General features: G+C 51.4%; 12 protein-coding genes and 1 pseudogene. All 13 read right to left on the bottom strand.

Annotated features, from left to right (window positions below):
* Positions 1 to 308: 308 nt before the first annotated feature.
* Complete coding sequence (locus AC6RNO_RS27805; protein WP_474684656.1) at positions 309 to 1406, bottom strand: DUF1648 domain-containing protein; 1098 nt, start codon at positions 1404 to 1406, stop codon at positions 309 to 311.
* Positions 1403 to 1804 carry a GntR family transcriptional regulator gene (locus tag AC6RNO_RS27800; RefSeq protein ID WP_488436733.1) on the bottom strand — a complete coding sequence of 134 codons (402 nt, stop codon included), beginning with the start codon at positions 1802 to 1804 and terminating at the stop codon, positions 1403 to 1405. Before AC6RNO_RS27800 ends, AC6RNO_RS27805 begins: the two co-directional genes overlap by 4 nt.
* Positions 1805 to 2469: 665 nt before the next feature.
* A complete protein-coding gene (locus AC6RNO_RS27795) occupies positions 2470 to 2844 on the bottom strand; it encodes a VOC family protein (protein ID WP_488436734.1) in 375 nt (124 codons plus the stop codon).
* Between the two features lie 64 nt (positions 2845 to 2908).
* A pseudogene (locus AC6RNO_RS27790) lies at positions 2909 to 3030 on the bottom strand (SRPBCC domain-containing protein); the annotation flags it as partial.
* Positions 3031 to 3554: 524 nt separating this feature from the next.
* Positions 3555 to 3869 (bottom strand): DMT family transporter, encoded by a 315-nt coding sequence (locus AC6RNO_RS27785; protein WP_488436804.1) that lies wholly within the window; start codon positions 3867 to 3869, stop codon positions 3555 to 3557.
* Positions 3869 to 4210 carry a DMT family transporter gene (locus AC6RNO_RS27780; RefSeq protein ID WP_474684652.1) on the bottom strand — a complete coding sequence of 114 codons (342 nt, stop codon included), beginning with the start codon at positions 4208 to 4210 and terminating at the stop codon, positions 3869 to 3871. Before AC6RNO_RS27780 ends, AC6RNO_RS27785 begins: the two co-directional genes overlap by 1 nt.
* 13 nt (positions 4211 to 4223) lie before the next feature.
* Positions 4224 to 4805, bottom strand: coding sequence for a TetR family transcriptional regulator (locus AC6RNO_RS27775; protein WP_497107472.1), 582 nt, complete (start codon positions 4803 to 4805; stop codon positions 4224 to 4226).
* A 366-nt stretch (positions 4806 to 5171) separates the two neighbouring features.
* Entirely contained in the window at positions 5172 to 7433 is a 2262-nt protein-coding gene (locus tag AC6RNO_RS27770) for a glycoside hydrolase family 3 N-terminal domain-containing protein (RefSeq protein ID WP_497107471.1), read from the bottom strand.
* A 149-nt stretch (positions 7434 to 7582) separates the two neighbouring features.
* Entirely contained in the window at positions 7583 to 9106 is a 1524-nt protein-coding gene (locus tag AC6RNO_RS27765; RefSeq protein ID WP_497107470.1) for an extracellular solute-binding protein, read from the bottom strand.
* Between the two features lie 58 nt (positions 9107 to 9164).
* On the bottom strand, positions 9165 to 10049 hold the full coding sequence (locus AC6RNO_RS27760) for a carbohydrate ABC transporter permease (protein ID WP_488436739.1): 885 nt from the start codon (positions 10047 to 10049) through the stop codon (positions 9165 to 9167).
* A 19-nt stretch (positions 10050 to 10068) separates the two neighbouring features.
* Positions 10069 to 10938 carry an ABC transporter permease gene (locus tag AC6RNO_RS27755; RefSeq protein WP_474684759.1) on the bottom strand — a complete coding sequence of 290 codons (870 nt, stop codon included), beginning with the start codon at positions 10936 to 10938 and terminating at the stop codon, positions 10069 to 10071.
* 231 nt (positions 10939 to 11169) lie between these two features.
* The gene (locus tag AC6RNO_RS27750; protein WP_497107469.1) at positions 11170 to 12780 is read right to left on the bottom strand and encodes a helix-turn-helix domain-containing protein; all 1611 of its coding nucleotides are present in this window, start codon (positions 12778 to 12780) and stop codon (positions 11170 to 11172) included.
* Between the two features lie 26 nt (positions 12781 to 12806).
* Positions 12807 to 14534 carry a sensor histidine kinase gene (locus AC6RNO_RS27745; RefSeq protein WP_474684646.1) on the bottom strand — a complete coding sequence of 576 codons (1728 nt, stop codon included), beginning with the start codon at positions 14532 to 14534 and terminating at the stop codon, positions 12807 to 12809.
* Positions 14535 to 14776 lie beyond the last annotated feature (242 nt).

Below are 14776 nucleotides of genomic sequence, written 5' to 3'. Positions count from 1 at the left end.
AAACCTTTCCCTAAGCTCCTTTCGCCAAATTTGTATTCGCTTTCATTTTGCCGGTGCAATTCAACATTATAAACGCCTTCCTTCCGAAGCGTCACTTCATATTGCCGGTTTTTATGCACTTTTTATTAAAAAGCGGGTGGACATTTCCAACTTTTATGAACTTTTCGGCGGTAAAATGAAAAAAACATGCATCCTGCAAGCATTGCAGCATACATGTTTGATACCCGATGCGCCCCTAACACAGAGAAAGCCCGTGGGCAAAACAAGCAGCAGCCCATCCGGGAGCCTAGTCAAGCCGCTCCATTTCGTCAAGACAACAGCAGCGAGATGGCAATGATCGCCAGCGGAAGCAGCAATGTAGCGCCGAGCACCACCCAACTTAACGGCTGCGCCATATTCAGCGTCCACCCCACGCCAATACGTTTGTCAACAAACAACGACGGATCCTCGGGATTGTAATACCACATACCTCCCCCACGCCAATGACGGTCATCGGAGGAAGGGCCGTATTGCGACTGGTCGATACCTTTGCTGCTGAGATACACCATAAATCCGGCGACGCCGAAAACAATAACGATCGGCAGCGCCAATGCCGCCCCTATCACTGCATTCATGGACCAGCCATACAGCATAGACGCCTGAATATAGCTAAAAAAAGCGATAACAAACAAAGACAGGACGAACAAAAAAATCGAGTTGGCCCAGCGAAACCGCAGTTGCTTCTCCATCGATTCCCCGGGGCTGTTCGGATCCAACTGCTGTTTGGCCAATCGGATGATGACGTTGATGGACGCAAAGAGGGCGGTCATCAGCAATTGAATGATATTGAGCGTAAAGACGGAACCGAAGCCTTTCGCGGAATATTTGTCCGGTCGGCCGTTGGCGCCGTAATGGGTTGCCAGCGTATCGGGAATCCGGTCCCAAAAGGCGATAGCGCAAATGACCGATACGGCGATCAGAACCAGATGGATGGCATACCATCCGTTGCCGAGCGCCAGCCGCTGTCTACGGAAGTGCAGATTTGCCACTCGCCGGCGGAAGTCCGCAGGCTGTTCCCAGCCTCTCTCCTCCTTGATCCGGCGCGCGGCGCGATACCCCGCCATAACGGCAATCGCAAAGCCCGCGGTTTGCAGCACGGTTGCCGTCAAAAACGCCGCCGCGGGATTCCATCCGAACAACCATCCCGCCACAGCGCCCAGGGCGGCTCCGCATACGAAATTAACCCATCCGTGAACGATATAACGGCGTCTGATTGCGATGACACCGGAATCGCGGCGCATTTCAGCCGGCACGAACACGCCGAACAAAACGGCCCGGCTCCCCAAATACGGCAGCATCAGCAATAAAATGCCGACCGAAACATACATAGCGCCTACAAAAGCCCAAATCCACCATTCGTCGATCATTGTTCATGCCCCCCTTCTTTAGCACTGCCTCCGCGATAAACTTCCGCGCACACGCGCAAAAATTCCTCCTCCGGCATCCCTCTGACGATCGCCTCCGCCGCTAACGTGCGAAGCTGCCGCCGCAGCTTGCTTTTGAACGCTTCGGTCACGCCCGGCATGCCTTCCGGCTGTACGATGACACCCTGCTTGCGGTGAACCTGCAAAAACCCTTCCTGCTTCAAGCTCTGGTACGCCTTGTTCACAGTGTGCAAATTAATGCCCAGATCCGCTGCCAAACTGCGTACGGAAGGAAGCGGTTCTCCCGGTTTCAATTCGCCAGAGGCGATGCCTTCCACAAGCTGCTCGGCAATTTGCGCGTAGATCGGCACCTCCGACTGCAAATCCAGTTCGATGAACATGGCAAACATCCTTTCTCTCTCAGACGGGAAAAATCAATTAGACATAACGTGTATTTCGTATATCTGTTATATCTTATATATAACATATATGCAGGATAATATCAAGGCGGCATTTAATGACAAGCCAAATAAGCACCCTGCGGGTGATATATCCATTTTGGCAGCAAAATCGGGGAAGCAAGCTTCTTGCAACTAAGCACTTTTTGCGCCCAAGCCCTGCTTGCATTTAGTAAGAAGGTGGTAAGGGAAAACGCAGCTGCAAAGGCCGCTGTTGCAAAACCCTCGCGTCAGAGGCGATGACCACAATCTGTCTGGCTGTACGAAGAAAACCTGCAAAAATACATGAATTTGCGCCCTTGACCGCTGGCCACCGAGAATTCCTGCAAAAGTGCAGGTTTTTTACCGAACTAATGGCCCTAAATTCACTTTCAGCGAAAATTCCTGCACTTTTGCAGGATTTTTTCCAAAACAAGCCATTTCCTGAGGAAAAGCCTGCACTTTCGCAGGTTTTTTTCCTTGCCTCGATGTCTCCTGCCCATTTTGTTCAGTCTTGCGGTCTCACAAGGAAACAGGACTCGAAATTAAACACCCATTTTGCCTGATACGGCAATGAAAAAAGCAGCTGATCATTTTGATTAGCTGCTGTCGTAACTTATTCAACTATTTTATTTCTTTTCCGATACAGCAAAGTAATTTTCTTCATTATCTGCGAAGTTAAAAACTCTGCCGGAGGGAAGTTCCACAATTTGTCCAACTTTGATATTTTTGTTTTTCAGATCGCTATACAACTCATCAAAATTGTCTGTGAAATACATGATAGATGGCGTTCCAAGATTCATTTCAGGGTTCATTTTGGCAACGAACTCTTTACTATGAAGAACAATGCTCGTTGCTGCACCCTTAGGAGCGACTTCGATCCATCTCATCGGACCATTGGTTACTTCCGCGATGACCTCGAAGCCAAGCTTTTTTGTCCAAAAATCTCTGGATGCGTCTTGGTTATTCACATACAACATAACTTGCCCAATTTTGTTAATCATAATTTATACACTCCTCATATGGAATAATTTACGGCTCAAGCCCGCATTTTCTTTCTAGCTAACTTTACTTAAGCGACTCCAAAAGCTCGCTCAATCATTCCAGGTTTCGGCAATTCCTTGCAGCATGCCCATGTCCATAACGGTTTTAAGGGCCTCTGCCGACGCATATTCAGACCGGTTTACCAATTAGGTCTTGCCGCGCTCGAGACCATTTCGTTTTTTGACTGGTATTGCACCTCCTAAATGAATGATGTTATGGTTTTTCCTTATTCTGCAGTTCAAGCAAGTAATTGCCCAAGTTATCAAAACGGTCTTCCAAAATAGGCTGGAAGGACTGCAGTATTTAACAGTTTCTTGTTTAATCTTCTCCGTTATTCAGGATAACTTTCATCCTACGATTCAAAAATGCCCAATCAGGAATATTCCTGTAAAGGAATATTCTAAATGAACTTCCCTTAAAAATTTAAAGGTGACATTGTATCGGCTCATGATTCAACGTCAAGCGTTTCATCGAGGGGCCAAAATTCAATGAAAAAAATTATGATTCCCTACTTGTCCCAGGCTTTCCACGAATCAAGGAATGGGCATATGCCGGATTGGTCTTCGATTTGACCGGCGGCGCTATGTATGCAACCATCGCTGTGGACGGCCTTTCGGGCGATCAAAAATGAACTACTGAATCTATACGTTTTTAAAATGAATTGCGCATACTAAGAGATGAGTTTAAGTCCGACAGCAGCAGCTAGTACCATGGCAATGAAGAGAATACGTCGCCATTCTTTGGATTCACCGAAGAAAAACATGCCAACTAAAGCGCCACCGACAGTACCAATACCTGTCCATATTGCATAAGCCGTACCCATCGGAAGACTTCTCAATGAATAACTCAAACATATGAAACTAAGAATGATCCCCCCGGCAAAGAGCAGATAAGCCTTTACGTTATTGTCACGTTTGATCCTATTCATTCCAAGCACACCTACTACTTCAAATAGGCCAGCGAAAATTAATGATAACCATGCCATCAACCCGATACCTCCTTAGTTTTTGGTGAGGCACCGACTAATTTCAATCCCAGTACACCCGCCAAAAGTAATGCAATGAGTAATAGTTTGGTCAATTTAACCGGTTCATCGAATAAAATCATCTCAGAAAGTACGGTCCCGGCAGTCCCAAGGCCTGTAAATACCGCATAAACCGTACCCACAGGTAACCTGGTAGATGCAATAATGATTAAGCCAAACGATATGACGACGGCAGCAGCAGTTCCCACCCAAGTAAATAAATCATCTGCATGCTTAAAGCCAATGACCCACATAACCTCAAATAACGCACCGATAATGATTAAAATCCAACTACGATTCATGTCTGATCCTCCCCTAGATGTTTCTTACACCCCGCCAAAAAACATGCCATGTAGCCTCAAGTCGTTTCATTAGGTGGTCGTGATCACCATAAAGCATTTCAACAAATAAACTGTCCAGAACCGCCATATAAGCGCCCGTCGCCTGATCAATAGTAACGTCTACATGGATCAATCCTTCTTGCTGCGCGGATTGAAAAAGCACTTTGGCTTGGTCAGCCATTTGATCGATATAAGACAAGCTAAGCTTCATCGATTGCTCCTGCAAATGGACGGGAGAAAAAAAAGACATCCGCAAAAAAAACTTCGTATCCTCCTCTTTCTCGTACCGCTCTTTATATCCGGATAAGAAGCCAAAAAGCTGTTGTTCCAGCTGCTCATGACGGTCAGGCTTCAGATACGTTTCAACAAATTGAAGCTCTCTTTTCGCTGCATCTTGATATACCGCCATGAATAGATCGTCTTTGCCCTTAAAGTGATTATAAATAGACGGTTTCTTGATCCCTACTTCTGTAGCAATATCTGCAAGCGAGGCGCCCTCATATCCATTTTGCGCAAAATGGCGAAGCGCGACATTCATAATTTTTTGAGCTGTCATATACATCCCTCCACTAACTACCGGTCGTTAGTAATTGACTAACAGTTGTTAGTTTACCATAGAGATTTTAGAAATTCAAATTATTTTTTGTGCAGTTTTTAGTTTGAGCCATAAAGCACTAAGAAAACTTTATTTTCTTCAGACACCACAAGCCAAGCCTCACTCACATAAAAAACCGCGCATCGCGCGGCTTTTTAGACACGTATGTACTTATCGGCGCGGTAAACATTTCCACCATATCTTCAATAACGATTTACGGTTATTTATGATGGTATATCACACCCGCTTATTAGCTTCCCAGCGTAGACCTGCTTTGCCGGAACATGGGTGCTATTTGGCATCAGACTGCGCATGCGCAAACTGCCTTCACCTTATTTTAACATACGCCAAAGTGCGGGCATCCTGAATGACACCGCTCCAGTTCAGGCCGAAGCCGAAATCGTAGCGGCTGCCTGCCGCATCGACATGAACGTCCATATCATGCGGCACGTCCTCAAGCTGCTCCTCGACGGTCCGCATATTGGCGGGCATCTGCATCGGCAGCAGTGCGGAAGGCTCCGCCGCGCCGGTCAAAATATCCAGAAGCGCCTGGTCCTGCGCGCCGAAATGAGCGATAATCGCGCTGGCCTCGCGTTCGAATTCCTCTACCACCGTCGGATTGGACAGCATGAGCGAGACGATGACGGGCTTGCCCTGCATCCGTTCCCTTGTCGTCAAAACCATGTCAAGATCCGAAGCGTTCAAAACCTCGACGGTTTTGCCCTTGTAGCTGCGGTTCAGCACATCGCGCGGATCGCCGGCAAGGCTCGTTTCGCGGGCGTATTCCGCCGTATACGGCCGATACTGCAGGCTGATCGGCACGTATCCGTTGCCTCCCGCTTCCGCATCGGCCGTGCTGTAGCCGCTTGTCGTAATCGGGCTCTCGATGAACACCAGCCCGTAATCGGCTTCCCCGGGATCGTTCGTCACTTCAAAATACCGCCGGACGACTTCCAAATTAACCGGACTGCCCTTCACCTCCGGTACCGGCTGGCCGAACCAGTTCACGGACGCCGGACGGTACCGCTCGGGAATGTACACTTTTTTATGCTTTTGCAAAGGAAGCGCGCCGATTTCGTTTTTCAGCATCACGACCGATTTCAGCTGCGCTTCGTATCCGGCGGCCATAAATTCGGCGCTTCCCACGGTTGCAACCGTCTTCGCAGCCTGAAGGTAAGGGTTCTCGAACAGTCCGAGGCGGAACATGTTTTTGAGCAGCCGCACCGCGGATTGCTCGAACCGCTTGCGCATCCACGCTTCGCCGTGCTCAAGGGCGCCGATCCGATACGCTTCGAGAATCGGCCCGGCCTCGTTGTTGCCACCGAATTGGTCCACGCCCGCCATGAGCAGCTTGTAGTGGCGCTGCGCCACCGTATAATTCTCTTCTACGCCCCAGCACCGCCCGCCGGGGAACAGCTTGGAGATATCCTCGCCTTCGTCGTCGGTAATGGCCCAATCGGTACAAACGACCCCGTCATAGCCGTACTGCGAGCGCAGCAAATCGTTAATGATATAAGAATTGTAGGAATTGCCGACGTTTTCCCCGTTCACGGTATCCTGACCGTACGAGATCGTATAATACGGCATGACGGCGGAAGCTTGGCCCGTCGGGCCGTTCAGCCGGAATGCCCCTTCCGTAAACGGAATCAGATGCTGGTCAAAATGGTTCCCCGGATATACGGCGAATTTGCCGTAGCCGAAATGGGCGTCCCGCCCGCCTTCGCCCGAACCGCCGCCAGGCCAATGCTTCACCATCGCATTGACGCTGTCGTAGCCCCAGCCGCCGGCGATTTCCGCTGCACCGGCGGAAGTCTGGAAGCCGTCCACGTAGGCGCGGGCCATATCCGCCGACAGAAGCGGATCTTCCCCGAACGTCATCCCGAAGCGGTTCCATCGCGGCTCGGTCGCGATGTCGATCTGCGGAGACAGCGCCGTCGCGATGCCGAGCGCGCGGTACTCCTTGGCCGCGACTTCGCCGAACCGCTTCGCCGCTTCCGGGTCGAAGGTCGCGGCGAGGCCCAGAGCTTCGGGCCACATCGAAATCGCGCCGCCCGCTCCGGCGTTGAACTCTTTGGAAGCGTCCGCGCTGTGCCGCGGGTCCGAGCTGATGTTCACCGGAATGCCGAGTCCGACGCTTTCCGCATAAGCCTGGATGTTGTTGTTCCACCGGGCGGCCGTCTCCGGGCTCTCCAGCATCGTCACGAGCACATGCCTGACGTGGTCGCGGGACAAAAATTCAACCTGCTGATCCGAAAGATCGTGCGGCCGGGCGCCGCTTTCCTCATACGGCTTATCCCCGTATGTAGCCGAAAACCAGCCGAGAGACGCCGGGACCGCCTGGTGGCTGCTGTACAGCATCAGTCCGGCGATCTGCTCGACGGACATGCGGGAAGCCAGATCCGCCGCGCGTTCTTCCGGCGATAAGCGCCAATCTTTATATTTGTGCAGCTTGCCGTCCTGATTCAAATCCTTGAAAGCGCATCCATCCTGTTCGATAATTCGAACCCCGGATGCAGCCGAGTACCCCAACGTCGGACCGTTCGGGTTCGTGATGTAATGAATGACCGCCTCTTCTTTGCCTTTGTTCATTCGCTCTTCTCTCCTCGCGCTTCATAATCGTCCTGTGTTCGCCAACTGCCGCGCGGCATATTCAACAACAAATTCGTTGGAAGACCGCACGTATCCTGCTTTAACAAACACGCGTACCCCTCAAAAAGAAGCGTACGCGCGTCTGACTGTTATTTGCCGTTTGCTTTCGCCCAGGCGTCCAACTGCTTTTGCTTTTCTGCGATAATTTTGTCGAGACCGGCCGATTTCAGCTTTGCGTTGAATTCCTGCAGCATCGCCGTATCGAGCGTTCCCGTTTCGAGGCCGACGCGGTATTGGCTGAGCACGTTCGTCGCTGCGGCTACTTCCGTTTTGACCGGATCAACGTTAAATGTGAAGCCCAGCGCTTTGGAGCGGATCGAAGATTTGTTGAACTGCTGCATGTTATCCCAGTTTTTCGGATCTTCGCCTTCCCAGATGTAGGATAAATAGTTGTTGCCGACTTCCCACTCGTTCAGCATATAGCCGGATTCCCCTGCGCCCGCGGGCTTGGCGATCAGAATGTCGGATTTTTTGACGTAATGCTTGTTCTCAATTCCGTTATCGATCAGGTTCACGATGTCTTTATCCGTATACATCAAATTCATGAACTCCATCGCTTTTTCCGGGTTATCACTGTTTTTCGTAATCGACATCATGAAGGACGTGATGTTGGACGTTGCGGTGAACGGCTTGGTCAGCCTGACGCCGACCAGCTCAGCAGCGGAGTTGCGCGACTCCTGCACTTCAAAGCCCGGCTTCATGTTGGCTACGTAGCCGAACGCTTTGCCGGCTTTCACCAGGCTCGGACCGGTTTCCTGCGAAGTGGCGATGTCTTTCATGACGTATCCGGCTTGATACCATTTGCGGACGAGCGCCAAGGTGTCGGCATATTCCTTCGTCTCGAACAAGTTGACGACTTTCAGGTTGCCGCCGGAATCGGTCAGACCGCCCAGCCAGTCCCCTAGCGGGTCGAACGTCGCGCCGGTCAGCACCTGCGAAATCGTTTGTCCCGACTGCCCTTGACTTTGCTGGACGAGCGGGGCGATACCGGGCTCGTTGTCCTTGATCGTTTTTAAAACCGGCTCCAGGTCGCTGAACGTCTTCACTTTGCTCAGATCGATGTGATATTTGTCGACGAGATCTTTTCGCATCACCATGCCGTAATCCGCGGCCAAATCCCTCATGCTCGGAACCCCGGAAATTTTGCCGTCCACCTTCGTCGCGTTCAAAATGTCCGGCTCCACGACCTTCTTGATGCCCTGGCCGTATTTTTCCAGAAGGTCGTCAAGCGGAATCAGCTGCCCTTTGGCAACCTGACTGCCGTAATTGAAAACCGCCGAGCTGACCATCAGGTCCAGCTTCTCATTGCCGGCCAGCATCAGGTTCGTCTGCTGCGTCCAGGCGGAAATGCCGATCGGAATCAGCTTCACCGTTGCGTTGATTTTTTGCTTCGTGATTTTGCTGATCTCCTCCGAAACCGCCGCTGCATCCGGCATGTTCTGGAAATTGATGAACGCCACCGATATTTCATAAGGCTTGCCGTCGTCTTTCGCCTTGCCGCCCTGACCCGCATCGGCCTGCGAGCCGGATGAACTGCCGCAAGCCGCAAGCAAAGTCGTCGCCGTCAGCGTGACAGCCATCGTTCCCGCTACTGTTTTCCATTTTTTCAACATCGGATTTCCCCCTAAGATAGTATGATTTATACGAACCGGACTGGTGGTCCGGCAGTATTCAGCCTTTTACCGCACCGATGGTAAGCCCTTTGACGAAATACTTTTGAAAGAACGGGTAGGCGCAGATGATCGGGACGACGCCGATGACAGCCATCGCCATGCGCACCGTAGCGAGCGGAATTTTGGCCGTAGCCGTAGATTGATTGCTCCCCAGACTCGTCTGCTGCAAAAACTGAATGTCCGTCAGCATCCGGTTGAGCATATTCTGCAAGCTGAACAGCTTGCTGTCGGTGACGAAGATCAACCCGTTAAACCAGTCGTTCCAGTAGGCGATCATCAGCATCAGTCCGATGGTAGCGAGAATCGGCAGGGACAACGGCAAAATGATGCGGTAAAATATTTTGAATTCCGAAGCGCCGTCCATGTAGGCGGATTCAATAATCGGTACCGGAATCGACGTGCTGAAGAACGTCCGCATGAGCATGATGTAGAAGCCGTTCGTCAGCAGGCCCGGAATGATCAAAGCCCAGATCGTATTTTTGATATGGAACACTTCGGTGTAGATCAAATAGGTGGAAACGAGCCCTCCGTTGAACAGCATCGTGAAAAAAACGAGGAAGGACATGATGTTCCGCAGCGGCATATCTTCCCTTGAAAGCGGATACGCAAGCAGGGACGAAATGAGCAGCCCCCCGAACGTCCCGACGACCGTAATAAAGACGGTGATGCCGTATCCTCTGAGCATGGAGCTGGAATCGTTCAGCAAAAACTTGTAGGCATCAAGGCTGAACTTGCTGGGCCACAGCGAATAGCCGTGCTGAATGATCGCTTTTTCGTCGGATATCGACGCCATAAAGAGCAGGATAAACGGAAACAGGCTGGCACAGGTCAAGAGCAGAAAAAAGACGTTGACGGCAAATTGGTTCATGTGATTCGATTTCATTCGTTCCGACTCCTCTCTGTTAAAATAAGGCTCGTTCCCGGTTGCGCCGGCTGACGACATAGTTGGAAATAAGCACCAGGATAAATCCGACGAGCGATTGATACAGCCCCGCGGCGGAGGACATGCCGATATCGCCCAGGTTCATCAGCCCGCGGTACACATACGTATCGATAACGTCCGTCGTCGATTGAAGCGGCCCCGAATTGAGCGGAACTTGATAAAAGAGGCCGAAATCGGAATAAAAGATGCGCCCGATCCCGAGCAGGCTCATGATCGTAATGGTAGGCATCAGCAGCGGCACCGTAATCGTGCGGATCTGCATCCATTTGCCCGCGCCGTCGATCGTGGCGGCTTCATAATATTCGTGATCGATGCCGACGATTGCGGCCAGGAAGATGATGCACAAGTACCCGACATTTTTCCAAATATTCACGATCGTCAAAATGTAAGGCCAATACTTGGCTTCGCCGTACCAGGAAATCGGATCGATGCCGAACAGAGGCAAAATATGGTGATTGACAAAGCCGTTGTCAACGTTGAGCATCGAGAGAACGAGATAGCCTACGATGACCATGGAGATCAAATAAGGCAGCAGCACGACGCTTTGGTAAAACCGCGACAACAGCTTGTTTTTGATCTCATTCAGCAAAATCGCGACCGCAATCGCCAGCACCAGATTCAGGATGATGAACAGGCCGTTATACAAAATCGTGTTTCTCGTAATGATGTAAGCATCGGACGTTTTGAACAAGTACTCGAAGTTTTTGAGCCCGATCCAGTCGCTGCCCAGAATCCCTTTCCGGTAATTAATATTTTTGAAGGCGATAATGACTCCGAACATGGGCATGTAATTATTGATGAACAAATAAATGAACCCCGGCACCACCATCAAAAATAAGGCCCGATATCGTTTAAACGTTTTCAAAGCTGTTCGCGCTGCGCTCTGTTTCACGGTGAGTTCCTCTCTTTCTTGTCTGTATGGTCCTATTGTAGAAGATTGGAACGGGAGCCGCTCACCAATAAAACGACCTTTCACTTTCATTATTCCGACTTTTCCGCAAAAAAAGACATCCCCTGCGCGCATGTAAGGGATGCCTTGTACGGCTGCGCTTGAAAGCGCTTAATACTTCCGGATTTGCTTGCGGTAATCGGCCGGAGTCATGCCTGTAGCTTTCTTGAAAATCGTCGAAAAATACGAAAGATTGGAATATCCCGCCGTCAGCGCGATGTCGCTGACCGGACGGTCGCCGGCCGCGAGCCATTTTTGGGCCAGAACGATGCGCTGCTGCTGCAAATATTCCGAGATCGCAAGCCCCGTCTCTTTCTTGAACACCCGCGTCAAGTAATCCGGGTTCAGGAACACGGCGCTGGCAATATCCTCGCGGCTGAGCGTCTGCTGGCCGATATGCTCGGCAATGAACTGCTTGACCTTCTCGACGACGGACAAATTTTCGTGAGTCGACTGAATGTGATTCATCGCGACCTCGATCACATAAGGTACCCACTCCTGCAGCGCGGTCAGCGAACGGACGACCCGTTCCGGCTTTTCCGTCAGCAGGCTGCCGGCGAACACTTTATGCGCAGGCAGCCCTTTCAACTGCAGAACGAAGAACACCATCTGCATAAAATCCTGGTAAAAAGCGTGCAACCAGCCGGCGTCGATCCCGCTCGCGTTCCGGCTTAACGAACCGAGACACAGCTTCACTTCGTCCAGCAGCTTCTCCCGCGCCCCCTGCTTCATCAGCTCAGCCCATTCGTCCATCTGAGGCGTCTGCGGCTGGCCGGCGGTTTTGTTCTGTTTGCGGAGAACGAGCGTTTGATTGACGAGCGTCACATTGTCGGCGTCCAGCTTTTTCAGCGTGCCGAACATCGCGACCATCTCGGGCAGCGCCGTCCGTTCGCCGATGTAGCAGCACAGATCGCAGTAAAAGTACTTATTGCACGCCTCGATGAAGCGGTCGCATTCCGGCACGATATAAGCGGGCGAAGCTTCCGTATCGTCCGGAATAACCGCCAGCAAAGTTCCGTCCTGCATGGAAATGACCATGGAATTGCGGGCATGCCGCAAAATTTGCTCCTCGGCGACGTTTCTCAGGGCATATTCCATAATCCGCTGCTCCCGCTGCGTAAGCGGCTTGTGCCAGCGCTGAACATGAATGTAGATGGGCAAAAACCGCTGATCGACCGGAAGCGCGATGTTTTGCTTCGCCAAATGCTCGCGGATTTTTTCCGGCGTCGAAGGGATCGTCTGGCCGATCAAATCGTGCCAAAAGCGCTCCATCAGCAGCGGCTGATGGGCTTCCCACAGCTGAAGGTAATGCTTGTAGGTAGCTTCAAAAGTGCGCAGCTCCTCCTCCTTTTCCACCTTATCCAGCGCCCTGCCGATCACATCTTCCAGTTCTGAGTAGTCGACCGGCTTGAGCAAATAGTCGAAGCTGTTCAACTGGAGCGCCTGCTTGGCATAGGAAAAATCCGCATGGCACGTCAAAAATACCGTCTCCGTGTTCGGAAAATGCCGCCGAACCCAGCCGAGCAGCTCAAGCCCCGTGCCCTGCGGCATTTCGATATCGCAAAGCAAAATATGAATAGGCTGCTCCTCGAAAATTTCTTTCGCCTGGCGAATATTGAACGCCTTATGCACGGCCGAAATGTTCAGCTTGTCCCATTTTACGCCGGCCTGAAGACCTCTGACGGCATGCGCTTCGTCGTCGACAATAAGGGCATGATACACGCTTGCCACTCCTCTCGATGTTCAGTTCAGGAAGTTATCGGAATTCTCAGCTCCACTTGAGCGCCTTGCGGCTGCCTGTTGGCAAAATCAATCTGCGCCTGCGCCTGATACAGAAGCCGCAGCCGCCGCTTCACGTTCCACAGGCCGATCTGCCCGCCTTCCGCGTCAAGCAGTTCTTCGCTGGTCCGCAAGGTGTGCAGCTTGTCCGCCGGAAAGCCCTGCCCTGAATCCTGAATGCGGATTTGCAGGCAGGGGACCGATTGATCGGCAGGCTTGTCCACGCTGATGCGGATAAAAATCGGCTCATCCAGCGTCATTCCGTGCTTGATGCAGTTCTCGACGATCGTCTGGATGACCAGCGGCGGAATGCCGTAAGCCAGCAGCTCATCCTCGGCTTCTATCCGGTAGGACAAATTGTCCGGGAACCTGAGCTGCTGAATGCGCAAATAGTTTTCCGTATGCTTCAACTCGTCCCTGAGCGACACGAAATTGGAGCCGCTGCGGAACATAAAGCGGAAATAGGCGACCAGGCATTTGCTCATCTCCTGAATCAGGGCGTAATCTTTCACTGTGGCCAGATTGTAAATAATGTTCAGCGAATTCAGAAAAAAATGCGGATTGATTTGCAGCTGCAAATGTTTCAGCTCTTCCCGCTGGGCATTCAGCTTTTCTTCGTACACGTGAATTTTCAAATCCTGAATTTCCTCCGTCATCCGGTTGAACGTATCGTACATCATTTCAAACTCGGTAGAGGTCGCCTCCCGCTGCAGCCTCCACTCCAGGTTGCCGTCGCGCAGCTTTCTCATGGCCACGACGATGCGGTTGATCGGCAGCAGAAACACTTTTCGCATAAAAAACAGAAAACCAACCAGGAAGCAGCTCGCCACCACGGAAATGACCGAAGCGATGCGCTGCACGAAAGGAAGCTTCTCCAAAATGACCTCGTCGGGAATTAAGGCAACCATGGAAAAATCGCCTAACGAGGAGGGCTGGCTCATGACCAGATATTGATTTTTGTCACCCGATAAATAGTAAGGCTGGTTCGCATTCGGTTTCAATAAGATGTTTTTTTCCCTGACCAGATCGGCGTGATTCATCGGCTCAAGCCCATTCGTCGCGAGCAGCACCGCCCCGGATTTGCCGAAATCGATCATGCTCAACGGCGATAGCAGTTTCTCCGCGTTCACCCACGCCCCGACGTAAACGTTGCCCGTTTTGATCAGATGAAACAAGTAATACGCCTGGCCGGACCGCCAATAGTACCAGCGCGTATTGTCATACTGCGACGTATCTCCCTGAAGCATCTGCAAAATCGCCGACTTGACGTCCGCACGCTCCTGATAGCTCGATCCGAAGTTTTGATTCCAGATCAGCTCCTGATTGACCTCGGAATAGATGAAAAACAGGTCGATCGATTTATAGTAGCTGATTTCGTTGGAAATCGAGTTGTACAAGCGCAGCTTGGCTTTCAGGTAATCGTTTTCATAAGCGGACGACGAAACTTCGAGATCGAGCAGATCCGTATTCAACTGAGACAAATTGTACAAATAATTGTCCACCTGCTGCAAATTTTGGTCGGTCTGCCCGACATACAGGCTGAGCGTATTTTTGTTCGATTGAGCCACTTCGCTGCGGACAACGCGGACCGAATAAATGTTCAGCACAATCAAAACAACGACAAGCGGGACGATAATAAAAATAACGCCAAGCAGCTTAAAACGCAGCGAATTGAAAAAAGGTCTGAAAGCTTTCATCGCAGATCAGCTCTTTCATCGGTGATTTGTCTCTCTATAGTATCATTTTCATGCAAGCGCTGTCTCTGCTCAAATTCATGAAAAAACCCGGCTTCCCGGCGTGCGCAAATCCCAGGCGCGCGTGTGCCGACGCACGGCGATGGCTAAGCCCCGGAGAAGGACCCGGGGCGGCGGGCGGGCGCGTGGGCGCGTGTGCCGACGCATAGCGGCGGTCATGCCCCGGAGAAGGGCCCGGGGCGGCG

It is taken from the genome of Paenibacillus sp. sgz302190 (assembly GCF_059820445.1).
Note: the sequence above shows the minus strand (reverse complement) of the source record. Positions and strands in the feature narration are given on the sequence as shown.

What these genes read in the sequence shown, in the direction of transcription:
- AC6RNO_RS27800 (WP_488436733.1), bottom strand. Translation starts at nt 1,804, where the DNA reads ATGTTCATCGAACTGGATTTGCAGTCGGAGGTGCCGATCTACGCGCAA.
- AC6RNO_RS27795 (WP_488436734.1), bottom strand. Translation starts at nt 2,844, where the DNA reads ATGATTAACAAAATTGGGCAAGTTATGTTGTATGTGAATAACCAAGAC.
- AC6RNO_RS27765 (WP_497107470.1), bottom strand. Translation starts at nt 9,106, where the DNA reads ATGTTGAAAAAATGGAAAACAGTAGCGGGAACGATGGCTGTCACGCTG.
- AC6RNO_RS27775 (WP_497107472.1), bottom strand. Translation starts at nt 4,805, where the DNA reads ATGACAGCTCAAAAAATTATGAATGTCGCGCTTCGCCATTTTGCGCAA.
- AC6RNO_RS27785 (WP_488436804.1), bottom strand. Translation starts at nt 3,869, where the DNA reads ATGGCATGGTTATCATTAATTTTCGCTGGCCTATTTGAAGTAGTAGGT.
- AC6RNO_RS27755 (WP_474684759.1), bottom strand. Translation starts at nt 10,938, where the DNA reads ATGGTGGTGCCGGGGTTCATTTATTTGTTCATCAATAATTACATGCCC.
- AC6RNO_RS27760 (WP_488436739.1), bottom strand. Translation starts at nt 10,049, where the DNA reads ATGAAATCGAATCACATGAACCAATTTGCCGTCAACGTCTTTTTTCTG.
- AC6RNO_RS27770 (WP_497107471.1), bottom strand. Translation starts at nt 7,433, where the DNA reads ATGAACAAAGGCAAAGAAGAGGCGGTCATTCATTACATCACGAACCCG.
- AC6RNO_RS27745 (WP_474684646.1), bottom strand. Translation starts at nt 14,534, where the DNA reads ATGAAAGCTTTCAGACCTTTTTTCAATTCGCTGCGTTTTAAGCTGCTT.
- AC6RNO_RS27805 (WP_474684656.1), bottom strand. Translation starts at nt 1,406, where the DNA reads ATGATCGACGAATGGTGGATTTGGGCTTTTGTAGGCGCTATGTATGTT.
- AC6RNO_RS27780 (WP_474684652.1), bottom strand. Translation starts at nt 4,210, where the DNA reads ATGAATCGTAGTTGGATTTTAATCATTATCGGTGCGTTATTTGAGGTT.